A 22,359-nucleotide genomic window follows, 5' to 3' on the forward strand; every position below is an offset into this window, starting at 1 on the left:
GGATTCATCAGCAGCGACAAGCACTTGTCGCCGTTGGAGTGACTACAGAGGTGGGGAACTTCGGGTTAGTTCAGCGGCCGTGTCGCTCAGGCGAGGCGTCACGAAACCGAGGTACTGCGGGTCGGGAACAAAAATGTCGATGTCCTTGCTGAGACGATGCTCGTATCGGAACATCAGGACCGTGCCACCGCCAAGCGTCCAAAACGGGTCAGCGAGCCCACCATGCTTTTGAATGTCGTCGATGAGCGCCAACGCCCGTGGGTACCTCCCACGGACCTCGAGGAAGGCTCTTCGTCATCACGCCGGCAGCCCCTGGCGGTGCACCGCCAGCGACTTCGCGAGCTTCGCCACGTTGCGCCAGACTTGTCGCGGCAGTACGTGTTCACGAGAAGCCGCTTCTTCGACTGCCATCACGATGATCGGCAATGGCGCTTCATCCAACAGGTGAGTCAGGTGTGCCACGTAGGGTTCGGGAACATCGCCGCTAGCCAGTGCGTGGCCCAAGGTTTCAGGCGCCAGTTCGCTGGAATAGCTGACGCTGGCCGTTTTGGCAGCCATCCAAAGGCCGCGTTTCTTCTCGCGCGCCGCTGTTGTCGGCCCGGATACGTCCAAGCCCAGTACCGAAAGCACTTGGGCGACTCGCTGAAAGCCTAAGTCGCTCAACGTCCCATTCTCCAGCCCGACCAGCGTCTGGCGCGACAGTCCGCTCAGTTGCGCGAGCTGCGCCTGCGTGAGCCCCAACGCCTCGCGGCGAGCTCGCACGGCATGGCCTATCTGAGTGAGATTCATAAGCGCGACAAGTGTCTGTTATTTTGGACATTTTACAGATCATGGGTTCGCACCCTTCCATCTTTGACACATCAGTTCGGTTTCCGTCTCTCGTAGCGCCTGTAATGTCCAAAATATTGGACATAAGATTGTCGAAATCTTCGGCTGATTTCGATGGCTCATCAAACCCAGTTCTCAACAGCCAGGTCGTCGACTCGGCTGAACTCACGCTCGTTGTTGGTGACCAGCACCCAGCCTTCGGCACGGGCGTGGGCGGCGATCCAAAGGTCGTTGTTGCCGATGGACTGGCCTTTGCGCTCAAGGACGCTGCGGATCTGGCCGTAGTGCTGGCCCACCGCCTGTGTGAGTGGTTCGACCTGGATGGCGCTCTGCAGCTGCTGCAGCGCAGCCAGGGCCTTGGAACGGGCTTGGCTTTTTTCCGCGCCGTGTTGCAGTTCGCCCAGCGTAATGACCGACATGGCCAGGACGTCGGCGCTCAGTTGCTCAAAGCGCGCTCGAACGGTGGCCGGATTGTGCTTCGCGATGTAGATGCAGATGTTGGTGTCGAGAAGATAGCCAATGGCCATTCAGAACAACTCCCGCTCCTGGGGAGGGCTGTCGCTGCGGCCATCGGTCATGAAGTCGGCAGGCATGCCGACGAGGGCGTCAAAGATGGCGGCTGCACTGGCGGGCCGCTCACGCAAAACGATGTCGTTGCCTTGGCGGAAGATCTCCACCTGCTCGGCTGTGAATCGAAACTCCTTCGGCAAGCGCACAGCCTGGCTGTTGCCGGACTGGAAAACACGGGCGTAAGTCATCGGGTCTCCTGCGTATATACAAACAGTATATACATTCACGCTGACCGCGTCAACGGGGTGCAGGGGATTCCCTCAGGGATATGCACATCGGTCACGATGTCGGCCAGCGTCAGCCGGCGCCCGGCCCTCAGCAGGCGTGCGGCTTCGCGGAAGACCGCGCCCTTGTCGGGCGCGAGGTTGGGGACCAACCACGTCTGCGGCCAGCAGTTCCACTCGCTGGCCTTTTGAGCGGCGACTGCCGTCGCGCCTTCCCACGCCTTCGGCGGCTTGTTGCGACGGAGCCTGCGTGTGCGCCGCGTGCTCAGATTGAGGCCAAGCTCCTGCTGCTTCATGCCGATATTGTCTTGCCTGCAAGCGATGACACCGCACTGGCGTGGGGAGAGTCTTGAACACCATCCCGCTGCTGCTCGTCAAAGGCCAGTTGGGCGTCGACGCCTGCTGAGGGGATCCGATAACCCATGGTTTGGTAGCCGCGCTGGCGCTTGTCCCACATGCGCAGCAAGGCCGGGTGTCCGGCATCGATGAAGTCGATGATGCGCACGCGGGACTTCTCAGCATGTTCGCGGTGTAGGCGTCCGGCGTACTGCTGCAACGTACCTTTCCACGAGATGGGCATGGCCAGCACCAGCGTGTCCAACGGTGGATGGTCAAAGCCTTCGCCGACCAGTTTGCCGGTGGACAGCAGCACGCGCGGCGCATCAGGCGGCAGAGCATCCAGTGCACCGATCAGTGCAACGCGCTGTTTCTTTGACATGCGGCCGTGCAGCGTGAACAGCGTTGGCACGCGGCCTGCCAAGGTAGTGCCGATGGCGTCGAGGTGGTCGGTCCGTTCGGTCAGTACCAGCACCTTGTGCCCCTGCTCGAAAGCGCTCGCGATCTCATCTGCGATGGCTTCGGTACGGCTGGCGTCGTTGGCAACGTGCCGGAACACGTCCTGTATGCCGGCGTCGGCGGCAAGTTCGATGTGCGCTGACAAATAGCGGGGGATTGCCTCCAGGGTTTGCGGGGCTCCCGTCGGGCGTGCAGCTGTGTGTCGCGTGGGGCCACACTGCATGAAGATGATCGGCTGTCGCCCGTCGCGTCGGATCGGCGTAGCGGTGAGCCCGAGCACGTACCTCGCCCGCGTTCGCTTCATGATGGCTTCGAACGAAAACGCCGACAGGTGGTGGCATTCGTCGGCAATGACCTGGCCGTAGTTCTCGACAATCTCGTTGGTTTCCCCCTGCCGAGACAATGACTGCATCAACGCGATGTCGATCCGGCCCGTAGGCTTGGCCTTACCGCCTCCGATGGTGCCGATCACGCCTTTGCCAACGCCCAGGAAAGCCTGAAGCCGCTCCTGCCATTGCTTGAGGAGTTCGGTACGGTGCACCAGCACCAGCGTGTTCACGCCCCGCCGTGCGATCAACGCCGCCGCTGTGACCGTCTTGCCAAACGCTGTTGGCGCGCACAGGATGCCGGTGTCGTGACGAAGCATCGCCGCGACTGCTTCCTCTTGGTCCGACCGTAGCGTGCCGGCGAAGCTCACCTCCAGCGGTTCACCGCTGAATCGCTCATCCTGCAACTCGCAGCGAATGCCGTTCTCGCGCAAAAGCCCCCGGACGGCATCCAGGCAGCCTCGCGGCAGGGCGATGTGGTTCGGGAAATTCTCGGCGCAGCCGATCACGCGCGGCTCATTCCATACCGACAGGCGCATCGCCTGCGCCTTGTAGAACTCTGGGTTCTGGAACGCGGCCAAGCGGATCAGGCGGTTCGCAAGCGCTTGAGGCAGGGATGCCTTGCCGAAATACAGCAGGTTGGCCAGAGTCACGGTCAGAGATGCAGGCATGGCGCCGGGCAGGCGCTGCTTGGCAGGTCCTTTGCGCGTCCACGGCTCGTGTTGTTCTTCCTCGGTGATGAAGGTGAGGTCGAGCGGATGCGAGCCTCCGGTGGCGCGCAGGATCGTTGGCTCGATGTCGTGCGGTGCCATCGGCTGCACCGATGCGAGGAAGGCCCATTGGTCCACGTGGGGCTGCAGCGTATCGTCCACGAACACGCTGCCACCGCGCTCGCGAGATGCCTTCTGCAAAGGCAGGGCAATCAGGTTGCCGAATCCACCCTTCGGCATCGTGTCCTGGTTCGGGAACAGGCGGTCATAGGACGAGAGCTTCAGTTGCCGGGTGCGGGCACAGGTATGGCTGATGAGGGAGGTTCCAAGCCGTCGTGCATCCCGCGCCGCGACCTTCGATGAGAAGAACACCCACGCATGGGCGCCGTTGCCGGAGCGCGAGATTTCCAGCGCGGCCGGCACGCCCAATTCACGGCAGGATTGAATGAAGGCCTGGGCATCGCTGCGCCAATCGGCATCGTCGAAGTCCACGGCAAGGAAGTGGCAGTCGTCGTCTGCCAGTAGCGGATAAACGCCGACGGTATGACGACCGGCGAGGTGGTCGTAGATGGTCTGGTCGACCAAAGGCATCAGCAGTCGATGGCCGCAATCCGAGCATTTGATGCGGGGCTTCTCGCATACGCCCACACGCCATTCATTGACGCACGCTGGCGAGTAGCCTGTCTTACCCGCCTTGCTCTCCCAGCGCACGGGATAGACATCGGTGCGTCCTCGGAACAGCCGGCGAAAGAGCGCGACTTTCTCGTCTATCGTCAGCGGCATCATCGCAGCCGGCGCGGCCGCGGCTTCGGGCACGCGCCAGGCTATGCCATGGGCCTCGAGCAGCCCGGCCAGCCGAGCGTTCTCGGCGCGCAACCGCGCGAGTTCGTCGCCGCTGTGTGCAGTCATGACGAATTCATCCTGACCACAGACCTGCTTCGGTCAGACGGCGCAACAATGCGCCACGCGTTGCATGACGAACCAGAAAGCGCCGCAGCGCGCGGTCGAACTCCTTGCGGCTGATATGGCTTGATCCTGTCAAGAGCGCAAGCCCATCTCTCCGGGTTCCGGATTGCAGAATTCGTTCGCGAATGCCGGATGGGGAACGCGACGGAGCCGGGTGCGTGAGCGACGGTTGATCATGCTGATATGCGTGGATTGGCTACCGACAGTTCATGTATTCGTCGCGGGGCTGCCTGCTTTCTAGGGTCTGCGGTTGGTCACTTGCGTGGCTGCGCAATAGCCGCGCCGAGGATTCCCCTGTGGCCGTGGCTGCGCCGCGTTCCCGATCCGGCCTCAAAGAGGTTGTTCGATAGGCGCCTCCTTCGCGTTGCTTGCCATGTCATCGCGGGTTCACGTCGAGGCAGGCGGCGTCACCTCGCGCGCAATGGCCCACACGAAGCCCGAGAGTTCGCGCGCGATGGCCACCACGATCTTGTTGTGCGGCATGCGCCGCGCGGCCAGCCGCTTGAAGCGCGCGCACAGCCGCAACTGCGCCGTCCAGGCGATGTCGGTCACGGCCTTGGGCAACTCCGACTGGCGCCTGGCGATGACCGCACTGACCCGCGCCGGGTAGCGGTACTGGTGCGCCACTTCCACCAGCATGCGCCGCGCCGCCGAGTTGCCGGCCTTGGTGATGGCACCCTGTCGGCGGCGCTGGCCGCTGGAACTCTCGCTGGGCACCAGGCCCAGGTAGGCCATCAACAGGCGCGGGTTGGCGAAGCGGTGGAAGTCCTGGATCTCGGCCACCAGCGTGATCGCGGCGATGAGCTGCACACCGCGCAGCGCCTGCAGCGCGGCCACCACCGGCGCCAGCGACCAGCCCGCCAGCGCATCGCGCAGCGACTGCTCCAGGCGTGCGATGCGCGCCCCCGACTCGCTCACCGCGTGCAGGTACTCCTGGAAGGCGATCTGCTGCGCGGCGTGCGGCAGCGCCATGCTGGCCAGCCAGCGCAGATGCGCCGCCGTCCAGGCGCTCTTGCCCGCGTACACCACGCCGCTGCGCAACAGCAGCGCCTTCAGGCGGTGGCGCGCGTTGCGCTGTTCCCGCACCGCGTCCTCGCGGGCGCGCACCAGATCGCGCAGCGCCTCGTCCACGGCGTCCGGCACGCGCACGGCACTGAGTTCACCTGCGCGTGCCAGGCGCGCCAGCATCAAGGCGTCGCGGCGGTCGGTCTTCACCCGATCACCCGAGCGCTTGGGGATGGACGAGGGCGCCACCACCTCGCAGTGGTAGCCCAGTGCGGCGAGGTGGCGCTGCAGCACGAAGCCGCAGGGGCCCGCTTCGTAGACGACATGTAGGCAATGGCCCCGGCTGACCAGGCGGCGCAGGGCCTTGGTGACGGCACCGACGCCGCCGGCGACCGCGCCCAAATGGCGCACTTCGCCGTCACGGCCGGCCTCGGCCAGGGCGATGTCGATACTGTCCTTGTGGACGTCTAGGCCAACGTAAACGGTGGCCGCAGTGGTGGTAGATTGACTCATGGCCCGTCTCCTTGCTCGTTGACACGCTGTCCGCCCCTCGGGGTGCAGCGTTGTGGCTCGGCGCACCCACGGTGCGCAACCCACGGTAGTCCTGGAGACGGGCCACCTCAACGGCTCAAGCCATTCTGTCTAGACGTGAGTGCATAGCCCTCCGCCAAGTCGACCAATGTCCGCACCGCATGCTCGTAACCCGATGCCGAACCACGCCGTGCCTGTGCGTCGATGGCAGCCCAGCGCTTGTCCACATCGGTCATCAACAACTGAAGGGCCGCTTCGCGTTGCTGCCGGTGCTTCGTCTCCTGCTTCGCGCGTTCCTTTGTCTCGCGCTCCAAGCGAGCGCCAGAGGCCGATTGGGCGAGTGCACGCAGTTGGCCCACGCTGCGCCGCGATGCGGAAGATGCGGACGAAGGGCGTCGTGCCTTCAGCCAAGCTGCGTGGCGGGATCTGACCTGGCGCTCCGCTTCGTGCCCACGGCCCTGTGCGATCAGCTTCAACATGTTTGCCATCTCGTCATGCGACCATTCACTCAGCCACGCATCGATGCGATCGCCTTGCGCTGAATCAGCCTCAGAAGCGCATCCACTGCCTGCCATCGCCGCCGCGAGCATGTCGGGATCGACTTCCAGGAATTCGACCAAGGCCTGCTGAGGAGGTGACAACGCCGACAGGCTGGGCGGCACTTCCGGTTCCAGCGCGCCGTCCGCGAGTTCGCCGCCAGCGGCTCCGGCCAGCCACCCGAGGTAGAGCGGCCGCAGGTCGCCGCGCAATAGTTCATCGCGCAGCGGCGCCAGGCGCCGCATCCAGCCGCTTCCGTCTTCCATGCCGAAGCGATCGTAGTTTTCGCTCTCGTCGAGCGACCAGTCGATGATCCAGTGCGTGTCGCTGGTCTCGATTGTCAGCGCATGCCGGGAAGAGAAGGGCGCCAGTTCGGCTTTGCGGAACGTGGCCAGCGGCACGCGCAAGGCCAGCCGGCAACTGCACCAGTTGGCGGTGTAGACGAAGGCATCGAAGTAGCGACGCATCCATTCGGCTGGATCGGCCTTCAGGTCTCCCCACTCGTAGTGGTTGACGAAGCCCGAAGGCGTGATCTCCGCGCGTGTGGAGACGGCGCGCAGTTCGGCCATCTCGGTGCGGGTCAGCGGCCGGTCGATGGCCGCGAATTCGTAGTATTGGTACTCGCTCATGTGATTGCATCAGCGTAGGCTCAGCCCGTTCGCTTGCGGGCGGACTTGCGCTTGGCGATCGTTTCCCCGACCGCGCGGAACGCGGAATCGTCGCCGAGGTGGATGTAGAGGTGACCGTGCAACTCGCCGTCAACGATCTCAGCATGCCCGCGCCCAGTCAGTTCATCGCCCTCGTCGAAGCCGTGCCAGGTGAACTCGATGCGTTGGCCCTGCCGCTTGTCGATCTTGCAGTCCATCTGTGCTTGTACCAGTCCGAACTGGAAGCTGCCGGACCGGTCTGCGCTGAAGATGATGTGGCCGGGCACTTCTATGTCCACGTAGTTCTGGTCCCAGCCGGACATCCAGACGATGCGCCAAGAACCGGAAAAGGGGTTCTGCTTCATGATCGTCATCTTGGCACCGTCCTCACCTTGGCGACTTGAACCGCGACGACGATCCATGGGCTGCTTTCATTGGTCGACTCGGCGAAGCCGAAATGGGTCCAAGCAGTTCCGGCCTCGGGCAGCTTTTTTGCTACCCCTTCGAGGCGGCCGACAAGAAGATGTCCAGTACGGATCTGCACACGCTGCAGGACTGGATGAACTTGCGGCGGGCGTGTTGTGCTCCGCATAAGGCGCACGCGCGCCGCGAATTCATGGAGCTGCACGCCGCTAACAAGAGCACGATCGCCGCCACGGCCATCGACTTCAGCGGGCAGTTGTACGGCATCGAACGAGAGATCAAGGAGCTGAGACCCGAGCAAGAAGCAGCGAAGCAAGGCCCCGTCGCGCGCAATCGCAAGGGGCCGGCACTCCTCATCAAAACGGTGAAACCGTACCAATCACGAAAAGTACGATCACCCCAACTTGCCATGTTTTTCCCGTCGGCGCTAGAGGCGGAATTCGTCCACATTCCGCGCCCGGGAACTTCGCATAGCATGCGTCACATGGAGCCCGGAAAATCGTACAGATGGTCTCAACACCGGCTGGTTGTAGGGTCCCCATGAGCGCTACCGAAACCATCCCCTTCGTCTACGCCCCCGAGGACTTCGAAGTCAACGACGCGCGGATCCTGCGCGCGGTGCGCACCCCTGGCGTCGAGGGGACGGCAGTCTTCGGGAGAGCGACCGACGGCTGGACCAGGGTTGTCGTCACGATCTCTGGCGAGCCCGAGCCGATGCGAATCGCGCGCGCCGGCCTGCCGATGGAGGCCCAGGACTTTGGAGGCGATAGGCCAAAGGCGATCAAGCCGCGTCCGAAGAAGTGACCGGCGTGGCCGCGCACTCGCGCATTCCGCCTGAGGTCGTACCTGGATGCTCAGGTGGGTCGCAGACGCCGGCGCGCCAGCTCGGCACTCGTGACCTTCCTCCCCCGCCGGAGCCACCAGCCTCCGAGCGCGGCGATTACCATCATCAGACCCACGGCGACCCATCCCAGGTGCCTCGTAGCGAACGGCAACCGGGCGCCCGAGGTCGCCGCTAGGACCTGTGCAGACGTAGTTCCACCGCCGCTCGCGCCTTCTGCGGCAACTGGTCCGCTGGCGGGCGCGCTCTCCGCCATGGGCGCCGGCGCCGGCGGCGGCGCAGCATCCGATGGCCTGCTTACCTCGGGTCCAACAAGGGGCGCGACGCTCAGGCTCGGCAGTTGCTGGGAGCCTTGCCGCCGAGGCCTGCTCGGCGTGGAAGACGCCCTCTGCCGTTCCGTGGCTGTGGGGAGCTGCGGAAGCTCGGCGACTGCAGGCAAGTCGACCATCTCGGGACCTCCAGCACTCTCGCTGCCCGAAGCAGCCTTCGGGCGGCCCAACGCGGTGAAGTGTTGCCATAGCGCCGAGATCGCGTGCGCGCGGCATTCCGGACCGGCCGGCAGACCTTGCAGGCGCGTGTCGAACCCGTTGATCGATGCCTGCCCATAGCCAAGGCTTTTGAACACCAACTCTGCGTCGTTCAAGCGGCTTCGAGACGTCGGCGACGGCTGAGCCAGGTCAGCATCCGCGGGCCGGGCGCTCTTGCCGCACAGCTCGGCAGCGACGTCACGCAGCAGGATCGACGCGGATGCTTCAAGCTGGCCTCGATTCACGGCTTGCGACCACGAGGGAGCAGATAAGGAAGCGAGGAGGAACAACCAAGAAGCGGTGAGAGGCGCAGACATCCAGCCTATCTTCGCCGCAGGTGCGCTCCTTACACCACGAGAGTTACTCGCCGACACGCCGAGCACCGAGAGCAGCCAGCAGGCGAGCGGCCCTGAAGCAGGCGCCTAGGGCGAGGGTCCCGACGGACCGCGTCCGATGCGCGCCAGCAACTCGCCGGTCATCGCTCCAGCGTGCTCGGGTAAAGATTGCTCCCGTACATCCGGACTTTGGTCGTGGCTTTTGGCCATCTGATGGGATCTGCTGGTTGACGCCTCGCTTTGCGTTGCTCGGCCACCGCGCTGGAGATGCCGTGGACCTAAGCCCAGTCGGCCATCTCGTCAATCCACGTTCTCCGCGGTCTCCGGGGTGGAGACGACGCCGAGAATCTGCGTCCAACGACCGGAGGGGACTATGTTGATCTTCACGAATCGGGGGCGGCCGAGTCGATCGCTACAGCACAGAACGTCGCACTCCTGGCGCCGTGTGTTCGGGCGGTCGGTCATCGCGAATGGCTCGCCAAGATCCGGCCCAACAGCCAGCTCTTCGTGACATTCAACGACGGCGACTCGGTCTTGGCCGGAGCGAGCATCGCAGACAACGGTCTGACGGGTGACACACAGTTGAAGCTCGGGACAGACCTTACACCCGATCGGCTTCGAGTTCCGTACATGCGCTACATCAGCTGCACCAATACAAGGGATGGTGGCGGTGGCCATGGGTACTTTGTCCAAGACAAGATGCCCAAGAAGATGTTGAACGTGTTCGGTCGCACCCTTCGCTCTCGACGCGATCTGGAGGCCGGACAGATTGACCGGAAGATCTACGGAATCAAGGGTGACGAGGACGGTCTGACTTGCTACTTCAACGCACCGGATCAATGAGCGCCGTGGACTTGGCTTGTTTGGATGCTCAACGCGCCACCGGCGTGCAAGGCATGGGGGGCACGCGTTGAGCGCACGCAAGCACCACGCTGCGCAGCTAGCCATCGGTCAGTCCACTAGCGTGTGCGTGCCGAGCGCCTCCCGCTACGTTCCGACCGGCGTGGTCCTCAAGCGTGGTGCGAAATACGTGATCGTCGCTGACAAGAGCCACTGGCAGGACTGGAAGCTCGACACTGATGCCGATGGGCGGGATAGACCCACTTTCGTGCAGTCAATGGTGAGTTGGGCCTTGCGCTGTGAGTCGGGAAGGTGGTTCCAGCTGATCGGTTCGGTGGGACGATCCGGTGAACACCTTTTCCCAGTTGGGAAGCACCTTCAGTGGACCTATGAAGGGCAGGGCGGCAGCCGCGATGAAGAGCTGCACCTATTCGCCAACGATGCCTGGTTTGCGTACTGGAACAATCGCGGCGAGATAAACGTCACTATCACGCGCGTCGCTTAGCGGAGTTGAGCCAGTCGCATGCTCTTCAACTTCAAGCCAGGACGATTCCAAGGTCGAACAGGTTCTCTTCCTTCACGAAGGGCATCCGCAAACCCGATCCAACTTCGACATAGCGCATGTGCGGACTGGCGTCCTCCGAAACAATCAATCCCTCATCCAATGCGTTCACTGCGATGGAGATCATGCAATTGTCCTCGCCAAACTCTGGGTCGCCGAATTGGACGCCGTCGGTGCATTGCTGTACCAATCGGTCAGGGGTGGCGCCGTACCACAGCGATGCCAGGTACAGCTCCCGGCCGGGGAGCTGCAAGATCGTCGTGTAAGCATTCCCCGCCGACTCTACGAAGTAAGCCTTCCGACAAAGCAAGAAGAAGCCGTCGGGATGATTCTTCTGCGCCTGCTCGCCGCGCAAACGGTGCCTCGTACCGTTCAACCGAGATCTCTGCATCGATCAGCCAGCCGAGAGCCGTCGAGCCGGAATCGCATGGAGTGAACAACAAAACCTAGCTGTCGGCTACATAAAAACCTAGCGCTCGGAAGACAATGAAACCTAGCTATTGGTTACAATAAACCCTAGCTGCCGGTTGTCGGAGAAACCTAGCCACCGGTGACTTTTGGATCTGGACCCAAGTAACGAGGGCGAAGCATGGCAACGAATCAGGCGACCGCCAGCCGAACAGCCACCCCTGCTCAGAGGCGACTCGCCGCCGGCCTCGAGGCGTTGCACGCCTTGCAGCAACAGGGCTTAAGCGTCTTCAGCACGAATCAATTCTCGCGCGCGGACCGTGAGGCGTTGCTCCATGCCGGGTATATCCAACCAGTGATCCAGGGCTGGTACATGTCCGCCAACCCTTCGGCGAAGGCCGGCGACACCACGCCATGGATTGCGGGCATGAAGGACTTTATCGCCGCCTATTGCAACGCCAGGTTCGGCGCGGACTGGTGCGTTGCCGCGGACTATTCGCTGAAACTTCACGCCGGCACGACCCTGCTGCCCAATCAGGTCGTCGTTCACGCGCCACTGGGCAAGAACAGCGTGGTTGCCTTGCCGAACGGGTTCTCCCTCATGGACTACCAGGCCAAAGACTTTCCGGGCTCGGACCGGCGCGACAGCGTCGGCAATATTCGCACGATGACGCTGGCACAGGCACTCCTGAAGGCGCCAGAGAACTTCTTTAGAGCCTCCGCCCAGGACGCGCAAGTTGCATTGCTGTCAATCAGCGACGCGTCGGAGCTCAGCCGTCTGCTCGCAGAAGGAAACCACCGCACAATTGCCGGCCGCCTCGCGGGCGCCTTCCGCGCTGTGGGCCGAGACGCGATTGCGGACGATATCGTCGGATTCATGCGCACCTTGGGCAACCAGGTCACCGAATCCAACCCGTTCGAGACCCCGCCGCGAATCGTGCCAGGCGACCGCATCGAGTCCCCCTACGTCTCCAGATTGCGGCTCATGTGGGCGTCCATGCGCGACGACGTGGCCAACACCTTCCCGCGCGAGGAGCAGGACCTTCCGAGGGACGTTCCCGCGTTCATGAAGGCGATCGAAGACGTCTACGTCACCGATGCCTACCACTCTCTGTCCATCGAGGGCTATCGAGTCACGCCTGAACTGATCCGTCGCGTGGCAGCCGGAGACTGGAACGAGGACATCCATGAGCAGGACCGGCAGTCGAGAGATGGGATGGCGGCACACGGCTACTGGCTAGCGCACAACGAAGTCAAGGCCTCCATTCAAAAGATCTTCGCGGGTGCGAACGCTGGCGACGTCCTCAAAAGCGATCATGGCGCTTGGTTCCGAGCAATGTTCTCGCCGAGCGTCACAGCCGGACTCCTCGCGCCAAGCGACCTCGCGGGCTACCGAGGCCATCAGGTCTACATTCGCAACGCCCAGCACGTACCACCGCCGCGTGAAGCGGTGCGGGTCATGATGCCCGTGCTTTTCGAGCTGCTACGCGACGAGCCATCGGCAGGAGTGCGCGCGGTCTTGGGCCACTTCATGTTCGTCTTCATTCATCCGTACATGGACGGCAACGGTCGTCTTGGGCGATTCGTCATGAACGCGATGCTGGCCTCCGGCGGGTTCCCATGGACGGTGCTGCGTCTTGAAGAACGCGACCGGTACATGGCGGCGTTCAACGCGGCAAGCGGCCAGAGCGACATCAGGCCGTTTGCGACGTTCGTCGCCCAGAGCCTGGCCGCAGCGAGGGAGGCGCAGGCCAACACGCGCCGCAACGATGGCGCCTCAGACGCCAACATTGACGAAGACGATCCCCAACGCCCGCGCGGCTGAGCGCCACACGGACCCTGTCGGAAGGACCTCGCGCGCGGCAAGGTGCGCCGAGTTCTGAGTGCGCGTTCGAGATTGGCAGCTCCCATCGGGTGCAAGCGGGCGAGAGCATTCGAACCAGGCCGTGGCGCAATGGGGCGCCCCGCTGCAAGGGCCCGCAAGTGGTTCCAGACAAGGCGCACAGAGAGATTCAAAAAACGTGCTGGCGACGTCTCAAGGTGACATAAGCGGAATTTCGCCAAAGACTTCCTTGGTCTCCATGTTAAGGAGCTCGATTTTCCTCACTAGGACAGGTGCAAGATACGTAATCGTCGTGTACCCGCTTGGCCAATCTAAGGTCGGCTCCTTGATGAAGTAATCGCGAAACGCCCATTCGGGAGATGAGCTGGCCCTGGGCATTGCCCAGACACCTACGGATGTCGTTCCATAAAAACGCCATCTCAATTTGTCAATCATGCGTTTTGCAACTTCCGGACCAACATTTAGACCAACCTGCAGCTTGTTTAAGTCTGGCGTTACTCTGTTTAAAACCACGATTCCAAATTGCTATCTCATGTGCTCGGTAAGGTGCAAGGACCTATGGGCGGGCGAACCCAAACGCGTAAGCCTGGTCCATCCGCTCCTGGCGCGCCTTCGCATCGAGGTCCGTCATCGGACTCGCGATGCCTGCACCCATCGCGCGAGTCATCCCGGCCTTGGCATGCTGCCGATGGTGCAAGGCGCCGAGCGCCAGTGGAATGCGGCGCAGCAGCGAGGGCTTGATGTTGTCGTCGCAAGAGGGGGCTTGCGGGTGGTTCATTGATTGCTCCAGGTCGGCCAGCCGCGCGGGCGCAGCCGCGCGCGCCGGTTGTCAAGGCCCGGACCTGCTGGCGAGGACAGGGCCGGGAACCGGTGTCGCCATGGACACATGCTGCGGCGCAGCATTGTATGGGTGCGCCGGCCGTGATCGCAGCGCTGAGGCGCAGGCTGCCGCTTTCCATTGCCGAGATCGAGGAAGCCTGCCCCGGCGAACGACGCTCGCGAATGCGTTGCGCCGGTCAGATCGACAGCACTGCGTTCCAGATCGCGGTCGCAGCTTGGCCGCTCTGGCGCAGACGGCCGAGATTGAACCGGCCCTTGCGGATGCGATGCACTGCGGATGCGGGTATGCGTTCGCAACGTGTAGACCAAGCTCGGTCCCATTCGTCTGCCATCGAACGGTTCGATTGATCCCCAGAGGAAAGAACGGGATGATAGGTTCCAAGTACAGCATCTGCGGCAATGAAAATCTGACCCCAGTTTCTTCAGTTTCTCCCAGGACCACGCGACTTTACGAATGCAGGCAGCCTCCGTCGTCGGCGTCCGGCTCTGCGCACCGGTTCAGGATCTCCGCGCGCACGGCGTCGCGCAGCCGGATCGACGCTGACCAATCGTCACCATCCGGTCGGACCGGGGCACTGACCATCACGCTGATCGGCACGCGGCGTGGGAACCACTGGCCGTCGCGCAGCACGGAGCGCGTGCCGCGGATCGTCACCGGCACTACGGGCACTCCGGCCTGCGCTGCCGCGGAGAACGCGCCCGCATGGAACGGCAGCAAGCCTGGCACGCGCCGGAACGTGCCTTCCGGAAAGAACAGCATGGCTGTGCCGGCGCAAACGCTGCGCGTCACCCGCGCGACGTCCTCCGCCCCGCGCTGCGCGTCGTCGCGGTCTACAAAAATGGCGCCGAGACCTCGCAAGTACAACCGTGGGATGAACTGTTCCTGGAGCGCTCGCTTGGCGACAAAGCGGACATGGCGCGGCAGTGCGGCGACCAGAATGATTCCATCCAGATAGCTCGCGTGGTTCGCCACGACCACACAGGTCGCCTCTCGCGGCAAATTCTCGAGTCCCTCGACTGCCAACGGGAGCCCGGACAGACGTAAGAAGAGCCGGGCCGCATGGTGGCTTAGCGCCCAGCTCCAGGACGACTTGGGCAGCACTGCGGCCAGCGCCCACGTGATGGGCGCGAGCATCCAGAACACCAGCCAGACATATCCAGCGTAGGCCACCTCCGCACCGACGCGCCAGGCACGCCGTAGTTGCGGCAGTATTGCCTGCCATGCAAACCGCGCGATCTGCCGCCACGGCGCCGGCTGCTCGGCCGAAGCGCCACCGTTCTCGTACAGTTCGCGGCTGGCCGCGCGACGAAGCTTGCCGCTTGATGTCTTCAAGACCGTGTACGGCGGCACCAGGACCACGTCGTCCGGCGGCGCACCGAGGACGCTGACCGCGGCGGTGTTGATCTGGCGGCGCAGTTGCGCTTGCGCCTCGGGGGGCATACTGCGGGTTTCCGCCATGACGACGATCCGTTCGCTGCGGGTCCGAGGGTCCGGGCTGCCGAACACGGCGACGCAGCCCTTGCGGATAGAGGGAATCGCGCCGATGACCTCCTCCAGGTCATACGGGTACACCTGACGGCCGCCCCGAATGATCACGTCCTTCGCCCGCCCGGTGATGTAGACGTCGCCTTGTGCCATGTAGGCGTAGTCGCCCGAGTCCAGCCACTCGCCATCGAACAGTCGGCGCGTCTCCTTCGAGTTGCGGAAGTAGCCGCTGGTGGCCGACGGTCCCTTGAACAGCAGACGCCCTTCCTGGCGTTCCGCCACCTCACGTCCCGTCGAGTCGACCAGGCGGACCTCATGGCCCGGCAGCGGCTGGCCGCATGCCACGACCAGCTGCACGTCAGACGCGCCGGTCGCCGCGGACAGCGCGCGGCCCGAGCGCGAGAACGCTTGGCGGTCGATGCGGTCCACTATCAGACCCCGCCCTGGCGGCGGGAAGGTCAGGCCCAGCGAAGTCTCCGCCAATCCGTACACTGGTGCCAGCGCTTGCGGCCGCAGCCCGTAGCGGGCAAAGCGTTGCTGAAATTCCAGCATGGTCGTCGCGCTGACCGGTTCAGCGCCGTTGAACGCAAATCGCCAACTGGAAAGGTCGAGCCCGTCCAGCGTGGCCTCGTCCAGCCTGCGCAGGCACAACTCGTAGCCGAAGTTGGGCCCACCCGAAAGCGTGCCGGAGTGCCGGTGCACGGCCCACAGCCAGCGTTCCGGTCGCGCGAGAAACCTCAGCGGCGACATCGCCACCAGCGGATACGCGTAGTACAGGCTGCCCAGCCACGCCCCGATCAGCCCCATGTCGTGGTACAGCGGCAGCCAAGAGACGAAGACGTCTTCGGAACTGACTTGCAGGACCTGCCCCATGGCCCGCAGGTTGGCGAGCAGGTTGGCGTGCGTCAGGACCACTCCCTTGGGACTGCTGGTACTGCCGGAGGTGTACTGCAGCAAGGCGATATCGCTTGCATGGGCAGTGACGCGTTCCAAGGAGGCAGTGCACGAGGACAGTTCTTCAACGGTGCAGACAACGCGCAGCGACGGCACCTGCGACTTGAGCAGCGTCGCCAGCGCCTTGGCCTGCGGTACGGTGATCAGCACCGTGGCCAGCGCATTGGTGAGGATGCCGACGTGACGCCGCAGGTGCTCTTCGATCTGCGCCGCCCGCGCCGGCGGGTAGATCGGTACCGGGATGCCTCCGGCGAGCAGAACGCCGGCGAAGCTGAAGAAGTACTCACGGCTGGTCGGCAGCATGAGCGCCACGGGCTGACCCGGCTGAAAGCCCCGATCCAGCAGCCCCGCAGCGACACAAGCGGCGCCCTGCTGCAAATCGGCATAGCACAGGCGCGTCAGTCCGTCGTCGCCGCCGTTGTCGATCACGACGTGCTCGCGCTGCGGATGAGCCCGCACATGCCAGTCGAGCACCTGCTGCAGAGTCGCCGCCGCGTGCGGCGCTTGCGAGACGCGTTCGGGCACCGGAAGCCGCTGTGCCTGCAGCACTTGCGTCTGGCGTGGACCACGTGCGGCCAGCAGCGCACACAGCAGGTCCCGAGGCGCTTCGGCCGTGCTCAGCATATGCTCCGGCGGGCGGACGCCAAACGCGCGCTCGAGGCGCATCAACAGCTCCACGCGCGCCAGGCTGTCCAAGCCAAGGTCTTCCTCGAGCGCGCTGTCCAGCGTAACCGGGCCCATGTCCGCGCGACCTGGGTGAAGTTCGGTCAAGACCTCCCGCACGATCTGCAGTACAGCCTCGTCCGACACTGCGCGAGAAGGCGAGTCTACGTTCATTGGCTGATTACCGCTCCTGCATTGGGGGGCCTTGGGTTGAGGTGCCATCAAGGTTCTTTCCATAGGCGAAACCATCCTGCGCCGTTCTCGACGCCCCGGCAAGAAAGCCATCAGGGCGTGAAGTCGCGCATCAACCCCATGCTCGACTTCAAGGTCCTCAATCACGCGGCGGTGACGATCGCTGGCGTGGAGTTGCTGCATCGCATCCGCAAGGGCCAGTTCGATCTCGCCCGGCTGCGCGTTCGAGGCCAAGCTGCGCCCACGATCTGGAACGCCGTGCTTTCGGCCCGACCCGCGCGGCGCTTTGGCAAGTTACTCGGCCACGCTAAAAAGTTTGCACCGGAGCCCCACTTGGGATGCTCGTACTTTTCACGGAAACTGGGGCGCTTTGGGGCAAAAACACCTTGCGCGGCAACGACTTGCGAGCTCGGGTCATGTCGTGACCGTCGGTCGCCGTAAAGCCTTGATCTCCAACGGAATATCGCCGCTGGCCGTATCAGTTTGCGCAAAAAGTACGATCACTCCGATTCCCTGTCCGTTGGCCCTCATCACGCGAGCAACCCGTTTATTGGTTCACCGGGTGCCCGCGTGCAGCTCACGCGTCACGCGATAGCCGTAGCCAGGCAGCTCGTCCTGGATGTCACCGATGAGTTCGACCAGACGTCCATCGGCAATCTGCTCAGGCTGCACGGTCGAACGGTAGTAGTAGGTGCTGCGCGATGATTGGCAGCGATAACGGCGCCCGCATGGATATGTGAACTTGCGCCGAACCAAATTCCAGCATGATCAGGACGTCTTGGTGAAGGGGCGGCGCATTGCACGCTCGCACGCTGCACGACGATCCGTCATCTTTCCACGCTCGAGTATCCAGACCTTGTCGTCCAAAGAACTTGTCGCCTTCATGCGCGTAAGAAACGCCACATAGCTCGCCCGCTCCAATGCGTTCTTGCATGGGCGATACTTTTCCGTGGAATCCGTCTCCTCGGGCCACCGCGCCGCCTGACGATCGAGCGTTGTCTTGACAGCGTCGAAGGTTTTGCGATCGCCCATTGCTTGAAGATCTGTGACCTGGGTTGAGAGGTTGTTGAGCGTCTTCTGCGCAGAGATCGCCAACGTCCGCACCGCCTCTTCGTCGGCCCACGCACTCTGGAGACATGTCAGTGTCAGAAGAGCGACTGCCGACCAACGACGAAACCGTTTCATGTGAAGCTCCTTCGTGCTCAAGCCTCTTTAGGGGTGATCGTACCTTTCACGGAAATTGGTGCGCTTTGGGGCAAAAACACTTTGCGCGGCAACGACTTGCGAGCCTCGCACCGACGTAAAGCAAGGCGCGCCAGTTCCATGCGCTCTTTCGCCACCTATCATGTACCGATTCGGTGGACAACATTCAAGGTGACCTATATGCCAAGGCCTGCCAACCCAAGCGAGCCACCTGTGAACTTCACCCCATTTGACGGCGAGGGACGACCAGGCTCCATAAGGCGCGTGTTCACCTGCGCGCAGCCGGCGGCATGTTCCGCATCGGAGGTCCACGCAGCAAGGTTGCTTGATGCGACTAGCCCATGCGCCTCGCCAACTTCGCGCACCCAACGCCGGCAAAACCAGCCTGTATCGACAATGTTGCTACGTTCGCAAAAATGCGGTAAGGTATCGACATTGACGATACAACGGAGGCCACATGCATGTAATGGTGAAGAAATGGGGCAACAGCGCGTCGGTGCGCATTCCTGCGGCGGTGATGGAGGCAGCTCGGCTGCATTTGGACGAAACCGTAGACGTGCGTGAGGAGGAAGGGCGTATCGTGATCGAACCTGTACGGCCGGGCGAATTCGAACTCACAAGGTTGCTGGCCCGGATCACCCCCGAAAATTTGCACGGCGAAGTCAGCTTCGGTCCGGCTGTGGGCAAAGAGGCGTTCTGATGGTTCGCCGCTATGTGCCCGAGGCCGGGGACATTGTGTGGCTGCATTTTGACCCGCAAGCCGGGCACGAGCAGGCCGGGCATAGGCCCGCGTTGGTGCTCAGCCCGTCGGCGTACAACGGAAAGACCGGCTTGATGCTTTGCTGCCCTTTGACGACGCAAGTAAAGGGCTATCCGTTCGAGGTCGAGATTGCTGGAGCCCGAGCAGGCACGGCCCTGGCCGATCAAGTGAAGAGCCTTGATTGGGTGGTCCGCAAAGCGAGCCGCAAGGGCAGGGCTTCTTCTGCAGAGTTGGCCGAAGTCAGGGCAAAGGCAATCGCGCTCATCGGCCAGCCTTAGTATTTCCTTTTCTGAGATTCGCGCATTGTTTTCTTCAGGCGGCCAACTCCAAGGGCTGGCTCTGCTGTCGCGCGCCGGCCGGGCATGATGAGCTTGGCGACGCTGCCCTGGATGCGTGCCGGCAGTGCCTCGGCGGCAAGCGCGACGCCGCTCGAAACCTGAAGGCCCCCGTAGCTCGGTGGAACGGGAGTCGTGAATCGTCCGGCAGCTGTCGCCGAATGTTTTCGCTGTTTTCGGCAGGGTTGGACGAACAAGAAACATCTGGTGGCGAAGACCGTGCTGTACGGCCAGCACATCCCCACCTCGTCCATCTGGTGCCTGCCGAAGCCGCTCTCGCGAGCCGCACCCGGCCAGCCGGTCGACGCGGGCGGCCCCGTCGGCCACTGTGCTCGCCCGCGCCGAAGTTCACTCTCACTCGGGCTTGATCTGACGGCACAGACCGGCGTGAAGGTGTACTTCTGCGACCCGCACAGCCCTTGGCAGCGCGGCACTTGCGAGAACACAAACGGCCTGCTTCGTCAGTACATGCCCAAGGGTACGGACCTGAGCTTGTTCAGCCAGGACGAGCTCGATGGGATCGCCGACAGCATGAACAACCGGCCTCGCGCCACGCACGCGTGGCACACGCCTCTGGAGGTGTTCGCACGAACACTCGCATCGTCCCATCAACCGCCAGCGTCAATCCACTGACTCAACCCTGTTGCACTTCAGACTTGAAACCGCCAACTGAAAGGAGAGGGCGGTGGCGCCCATCGGCTTGGACCAACTTGGCCGACCTCTCTATGGACTCAACGTTCGCGACTGCGACGTTCGGCGGGCGAACTCGAACTCACGGCTATCTCGCAACCCTGCGTGTCGGCGCTGTGGCTGCGCGCTTGATGATTGATTTCGCTGCGCCTGAGGGCTTAGCCACACTCGTCGAAGACCGTGTGGCGCGCTTGGCGGGCTTTCTGGGCGCCCCACTCAACGCATCGAGGAGGTGACGTCTGGCAACCTCGTACGAGACCGGTTTTTCACGCATGGCGACCTCGACTTGGTAGGTACTCGCACAGAGCTGTCAGTCAGGGCCGTGCCAATGGCCGCAACCGTCGCCGTGATCGAACGCTTTCGTGACGCTGCGATGTTCTGTCGTGAAGGCGTGATCAGAGGTTCTTTCGATGCTACGAGGTGGTGGCTTTAAACGCGTAAACCCGCGCGCAAACCACGAACTCCTCATGGGCATAGGCAGGCAACGGCGCTAGACTCACTTCGCGTGCGCGAACGCTCGCCGCTGCAGCAGGAGCCGCAGGAATTCACTTTCGAACGCACAAGGTGGTTTGAGCAACAAGGCCATGTTGGAACCCACCGACAGAGACGTCTGACGTGTTGGACGCGCATCGCGTAGTGACCGTCCACCCCATGCGGTGCCCGGCCTTTGCTGGAACAAGCCATCGTGAGCGCTTCAGGAGGGCTGCTAAAGCTAGCTTTCTGTGGCTTGTGACCCTTCAAAGATTCTCCTCTACCGCGGGTAGGTGGCTCCAATGGCGGTAAAGTAGCACTAGTGTGCTACAATAGGTGGGACAGGAATCACCGATGTCCACGACCACCATTCGCATTGAGGATGACTTGAAGGCGCGGGTCGCCGCAGCTGCGGAGCGAGCCGGGAAAACTGCTCACGCCTTCATCGTCGACGCGATCGCTCAGACTGTCGAACAAGTCGAGATAGAGGAGGAGCTTCATCGCGTCGCCGACGCGCGCTGGGCCAAAGTGCTTTCGACTGGCAAGACCGTTCCCTGGGATGATGCCAAGGCATACCTTGAGGCTCGCTTGAAGGGAGAGCGGCCGAGGAGGCCGGCAGCCCGCAGGCTCGTTCGGTGAGCGGTCGAGGAGTTCGGCTTGAGCTTGCGCCGGAGGTCTTTGACGACTTTGATCGGTTCTTTGATCACATGGCCAAGTTCGAGGGAACCGATGGGCCAGGGCGGATTGAGCAGATCGTTCAGTCCCTGCAAATCTTGACTCTCAGCCCTCTTATTGGCCGGCCTGTGAAAGGTGGCAAGCGCGAATTGGTCATCGGGCACGGATCGCGCGGGTACGTCGCGCTATACCGCTTTCTGGCAGATCTCGACATCGTCTTCATTCTGGCCATACGTTGCCAGCGCGAGCGGGGTTTCAAACGCCGGCGCTGAAGTCTGTGTCCACGCCGGTCGGATGTTCTGCGCCGTCGGATGGCGATGCAATCCCGCAGTGTGGGTTGTTGGCCTGCTCCTCATCCTCTTGATGGCGGCCATAGAGACACCAGCGACGCCCACTTGCAAAGACGGCAGGGCGTGAATAACCCCAATAACCTGAATAACCTCGCGCGCGCAGCGCAAGGCGCGCTCGGGCATCATTTCGCTGAATTGGGGAGGGAGCGATGGTTGAGTGGGCTGAGAAATTTGCTGCTGAGATGCTGCGTCTTACGGAAGGGCGCGCAATGTACAACGACATGTTGGACTGGGGTTTAGGGCTGTGGCCTGTACAGAACGAGCGCGACCCTGCGGAGGTCGCGAGGGGCGCGTTTCGCAACGCAGTCCAAGATGACTAAGGCACCAGCAATTTTGGCCGCGCCAACCCCGCACTTGCCATGAGTGCTCGGCTTCGCGCCGCAACGGGCGCAAGAGTGACCGCCGAAGGTTGAGGTCACACTGGATCAGCCAGCGGATTCAAAATCCCCACCGAAAGGTGCGCCGGTTCGATTCCGGCGCCTTGCTCGTTGCACGCTGTCCGCCCCTCGGGGTGCAGCGTTGTGGCTCGGCGAACCCCCGGTGCGCAACCCACGGTAGTCCCGGAGACGGCCACCTCAACGGCTCAAGCCATTCTGCCTAGTTCGCAGCGTCAGCCGGCCGCCCGGCCTCAGCAGGCGTGTGGCTTCGCGGAAGACCGCGCCCTTGTCGGGCGCGATGTTGGACGAACCACGTCTGCGGCCCGCCAGTTCCACTCGCTGGCCTTTTGAGCGGCGACTGCCGTCGCGCCTGATTCAGCGCAAGGCGATCGCATCGGCCACCTCCGAGCGGCGGCGCCCCGGCTTGCGAAAGTGGTCGACCCAA

General features: G+C 63.1%; 22 protein-coding genes and 2 pseudogenes. 11 read left to right on the top strand and 13 right to left on the bottom strand.

The features are described 5' to 3' along the window. Positions 1-60: 60 nt before the first annotated feature. From ACSQ86_RS32780 to ACSQ86_RS32820, 9 genes and pseudogenes are all read right to left on the bottom strand, one after another. Positions 61-298, bottom strand: a pseudogene (locus ACSQ86_RS32780) (nucleotidyl transferase AbiEii/AbiGii toxin family protein); the annotation flags it as partial. After that, complete coding sequence (locus tag ACSQ86_RS32785) at positions 298-789, bottom strand: helix-turn-helix domain-containing protein (protein WP_436307021.1); 492 nt, start codon at positions 787-789, stop codon at positions 298-300. The pseudogene ACSQ86_RS32780 and the gene ACSQ86_RS32785, both read right to left, overlap by 1 nt. Before the next feature lie 161 nt (positions 790-950). Continuing rightward, positions 951-1,355, bottom strand: coding sequence for a type II toxin-antitoxin system tRNA(fMet)-specific endonuclease VapC (gene vapC, locus ACSQ86_RS32790; RefSeq protein ID WP_436307020.1), 405 nt, complete (start codon positions 1,353-1,355; stop codon positions 951-953). After that, positions 1,356-1,586 (bottom strand): antitoxin, encoded by a 231-nt coding sequence (locus ACSQ86_RS32795; protein ID WP_436307019.1) that lies wholly within the window; start codon positions 1,584-1,586, stop codon positions 1,356-1,358. Positions 1,587-1,621: 35 nt separating this feature from the next. After that, positions 1,622-1,918, bottom strand: coding sequence for a hypothetical protein (locus ACSQ86_RS32800; RefSeq protein WP_436307018.1), 297 nt, complete (start codon positions 1,916-1,918; stop codon positions 1,622-1,624). Further along, positions 1,915-4,362 (bottom strand): TOTE conflict system archaeo-eukaryotic primase domain-containing protein, encoded by a 2,448-nt coding sequence (locus ACSQ86_RS32805; protein WP_436310517.1) that lies wholly within the window; start codon positions 4,360-4,362, stop codon positions 1,915-1,917. The genes ACSQ86_RS32800 and ACSQ86_RS32805 overlap by 4 nt, the downstream gene beginning before the upstream one ends. Before the next feature lie 444 nt (positions 4,363-4,806). Next, positions 4,807-5,937 carry an IS110 family transposase gene (locus ACSQ86_RS32810; RefSeq protein WP_436305038.1) on the bottom strand — a complete coding sequence of 377 codons (1,131 nt, stop codon included), beginning with the start codon at positions 5,935-5,937 and terminating at the stop codon, positions 4,807-4,809. A gap of 107 nt (positions 5,938-6,044) precedes the next feature. Continuing rightward, positions 6,045-7,121, bottom strand: coding sequence for a hypothetical protein (locus tag ACSQ86_RS32815; protein WP_436310518.1), 1,077 nt, complete (start codon positions 7,119-7,121; stop codon positions 6,045-6,047). 20 nt (positions 7,122-7,141) lie between these two features. After that, positions 7,142-7,513, bottom strand: coding sequence for a hypothetical protein (locus ACSQ86_RS32820; RefSeq protein ID WP_436310519.1), 372 nt, complete (start codon positions 7,511-7,513; stop codon positions 7,142-7,144). A gap of 26 nt (positions 7,514-7,539) precedes the next feature. On the opposite strand from ACSQ86_RS32820, the gene ACSQ86_RS32825 reads away from it, so the two are divergent. The 4 genes from ACSQ86_RS32825 (at position 7,540) to ACSQ86_RS32840 (ending at position 10,610) form a co-directional block, all read left to right on the top strand. Next, positions 7,540-8,106, top strand: a complete 567-nt coding sequence (locus ACSQ86_RS32825; protein WP_436307014.1) for an IS66 family transposase — start codon at positions 7,540-7,542, stop codon at positions 8,104-8,106. Beyond that, positions 8,103-8,366 carry a hypothetical protein gene (locus tag ACSQ86_RS32830; RefSeq protein ID WP_436307013.1) on the top strand — a complete coding sequence of 88 codons (264 nt, stop codon included), beginning with the start codon at positions 8,103-8,105 and terminating at the stop codon, positions 8,364-8,366. The genes ACSQ86_RS32825 and ACSQ86_RS32830 overlap by 4 nt, the downstream gene beginning before the upstream one ends. Positions 8,367-9,895: 1,529 nt before the next feature. After that, positions 9,896-10,108, top strand: coding sequence for a hypothetical protein (locus ACSQ86_RS32835; protein ID WP_436310520.1), 213 nt, complete (start codon positions 9,896-9,898; stop codon positions 10,106-10,108). Positions 10,109-10,175: 67 nt separating this feature from the next. Continuing rightward, a complete protein-coding gene (locus ACSQ86_RS32840; protein WP_436310521.1) occupies positions 10,176-10,610 on the top strand; it encodes a hypothetical protein in 435 nt (144 codons plus the stop codon). Between the two features lie 31 nt (positions 10,611-10,641). Here ACSQ86_RS32840 and ACSQ86_RS32845 read toward each other — a convergent pair whose 3' ends face one another. Continuing rightward, positions 10,642-11,022: a hypothetical protein gene (locus ACSQ86_RS32845; protein WP_436307010.1), complete on the bottom strand. Its 381-nt coding sequence runs from the start codon at positions 11,020-11,022 to the stop codon at positions 10,642-10,644. 234 nt (positions 11,023-11,256) lie between these two features. Here ACSQ86_RS32845 and ACSQ86_RS32850 point away from each other — a divergent pair, with 234 nt between their 5' ends. Then, a complete protein-coding gene (locus ACSQ86_RS32850) occupies positions 11,257-12,900 on the top strand; it encodes a Fic family protein (RefSeq protein WP_436307009.1) in 1,644 nt (547 codons plus the stop codon). Positions 12,901-13,474: 574 nt separating this feature from the next. Here ACSQ86_RS32850 and ACSQ86_RS32855 read toward each other — a convergent pair. Both ACSQ86_RS32855 and ACSQ86_RS32860 read right to left on the bottom strand, forming a co-directional pair. Beyond that, positions 13,475-13,696 (bottom strand): hypothetical protein, encoded by a 222-nt coding sequence (locus ACSQ86_RS32855; RefSeq protein WP_436307008.1) that lies wholly within the window; start codon positions 13,694-13,696, stop codon positions 13,475-13,477. A gap of 510 nt (positions 13,697-14,206) precedes the next feature. Next, positions 14,207-17,083: an AMP-binding protein gene (locus ACSQ86_RS32860; protein WP_436310890.1), complete on the bottom strand. Its 2,877-nt coding sequence runs from the start codon at positions 17,081-17,083 to the stop codon at positions 14,207-14,209. 69 nt (positions 17,084-17,152) lie between these two features. On the opposite strand from ACSQ86_RS32860, the gene ACSQ86_RS32865 reads away from it, so the two are divergent. Continuing rightward, on the top strand, positions 17,153-17,494 hold the full coding sequence (locus ACSQ86_RS32865) for a hypothetical protein (protein WP_436307006.1): 342 nt from the start codon (positions 17,153-17,155) through the stop codon (positions 17,492-17,494). 327 nt (positions 17,495-17,821) lie between these two features. Here the strand turns inward: ACSQ86_RS32865 and ACSQ86_RS32870 are convergent, their stop codons facing one another. Continuing rightward, a complete protein-coding gene (locus tag ACSQ86_RS32870; RefSeq protein WP_436307005.1) occupies positions 17,822-18,238 on the bottom strand; it encodes a hypothetical protein in 417 nt (138 codons plus the stop codon). A gap of 475 nt (positions 18,239-18,713) precedes the next feature. On the opposite strand from ACSQ86_RS32870, the gene ACSQ86_RS32875 reads away from it, so the two are divergent. The 5 genes and pseudogenes from ACSQ86_RS32875 (at position 18,714) to ACSQ86_RS32895 (ending at position 21,459) form a co-directional block, all read left to right on the top strand. Then, positions 18,714-18,956, top strand: coding sequence for an AbrB/MazE/SpoVT family DNA-binding domain-containing protein (locus ACSQ86_RS32875; protein ID WP_436307004.1), 243 nt, complete (start codon positions 18,714-18,716; stop codon positions 18,954-18,956). Then, the gene (mazF, locus tag ACSQ86_RS32880; RefSeq protein ID WP_436307003.1) at positions 18,956-19,294 is read left to right on the top strand and encodes an endoribonuclease MazF; all 339 of its coding nucleotides are present in this window, start codon (positions 18,956-18,958) and stop codon (positions 19,292-19,294) included. Before ACSQ86_RS32875 ends, mazF begins: the two co-directional genes overlap by 1 nt. Before the next feature lie 423 nt (positions 19,295-19,717). After that, positions 19,718-19,984 (top strand): annotated as a pseudogene (locus tag ACSQ86_RS32885) (IS30 family transposase); the annotation flags it as partial. An 882-nt stretch (positions 19,985-20,866) separates the two neighbouring features. Then, positions 20,867-21,151 carry a CopG family ribbon-helix-helix protein gene (locus ACSQ86_RS32890; protein WP_436307002.1) on the top strand — a complete coding sequence of 95 codons (285 nt, stop codon included), beginning with the start codon at positions 20,867-20,869 and terminating at the stop codon, positions 21,149-21,151. Then, positions 21,148-21,459, top strand: coding sequence for a type II toxin-antitoxin system RelE/ParE family toxin (locus tag ACSQ86_RS32895; RefSeq protein WP_436307001.1), 312 nt, complete (start codon positions 21,148-21,150; stop codon positions 21,457-21,459). The genes ACSQ86_RS32890 and ACSQ86_RS32895 overlap by 4 nt, the downstream gene beginning before the upstream one ends. Positions 21,460-22,359 lie beyond the last annotated feature (900 nt).

It is taken from the genome of Variovorax sp. LjRoot130, assembly GCF_964253755.1.
Taxonomy (GTDB): Bacteria; Pseudomonadota; Gammaproteobacteria; order Burkholderiales; family Burkholderiaceae_C; genus Variovorax.

Coding starts and splice junctions, on each gene's coding strand:
- ACSQ86_RS32820 (WP_436310519.1), bottom strand. CDS start 7,513: ATGACGATCATGAAGCAGAACCCCTTTTCCGGTTCTTGGCGCATCGTC.
- ACSQ86_RS32835 (WP_436310520.1), top strand. CDS start 9,896: ATGCGCTACATCAGCTGCACCAATACAAGGGATGGTGGCGGTGGCCAT.
- ACSQ86_RS32795 (WP_436307019.1), bottom strand. CDS start 1,586: ATGACTTACGCCCGTGTTTTCCAGTCCGGCAACAGCCAGGCTGTGCGC.
- ACSQ86_RS32870 (WP_436307005.1), bottom strand. CDS start 18,238: ATGAAACGGTTTCGTCGTTGGTCGGCAGTCGCTCTTCTGACACTGACA.
- ACSQ86_RS32890 (WP_436307002.1), top strand. CDS start 20,867: ATGTCCACGACCACCATTCGCATTGAGGATGACTTGAAGGCGCGGGTC.
- mazF (WP_436307003.1), top strand. CDS start 18,956: ATGGTTCGCCGCTATGTGCCCGAGGCCGGGGACATTGTGTGGCTGCAT.
- ACSQ86_RS32875 (WP_436307004.1), top strand. CDS start 18,714: ATGCATGTAATGGTGAAGAAATGGGGCAACAGCGCGTCGGTGCGCATT.
- ACSQ86_RS32805 (WP_436310517.1), bottom strand. CDS start 4,362: ATGACTGCACACAGCGGCGACGAACTCGCGCGGTTGCGCGCCGAGAAC.
- ACSQ86_RS32800 (WP_436307018.1), bottom strand. CDS start 1,918: ATGAAGCAGCAGGAGCTTGGCCTCAATCTGAGCACGCGGCGCACACGC.
- ACSQ86_RS32815 (WP_436310518.1), bottom strand. CDS start 7,121: ATGAGCGAGTACCAATACTACGAATTCGCGGCCATCGACCGGCCGCTG.
- ACSQ86_RS32830 (WP_436307013.1), top strand. CDS start 8,103: ATGAGCGCTACCGAAACCATCCCCTTCGTCTACGCCCCCGAGGACTTC.
- vapC (WP_436307020.1), bottom strand. CDS start 1,355: ATGGCCATTGGCTATCTTCTCGACACCAACATCTGCATCTACATCGCG.
- ACSQ86_RS32785 (WP_436307021.1), bottom strand. CDS start 789: ATGAATCTCACTCAGATAGGCCATGCCGTGCGAGCTCGCCGCGAGGCG.
- ACSQ86_RS32855 (WP_436307008.1), bottom strand. CDS start 13,696: ATGAACCACCCGCAAGCCCCCTCTTGCGACGACAACATCAAGCCCTCG.
- ACSQ86_RS32860 (WP_436310890.1), bottom strand. CDS start 17,083: ATGGCACCTCAACCCAAGGCCCCCCAATGCAGGAGCGGTAATCAGCCA.
- ACSQ86_RS32810 (WP_436305038.1), bottom strand. CDS start 5,937: ATGAGTCAATCTACCACCACTGCGGCCACCGTTTACGTTGGCCTAGAC.
- ACSQ86_RS32850 (WP_436307009.1), top strand. CDS start 11,257: ATGGCAACGAATCAGGCGACCGCCAGCCGAACAGCCACCCCTGCTCAG.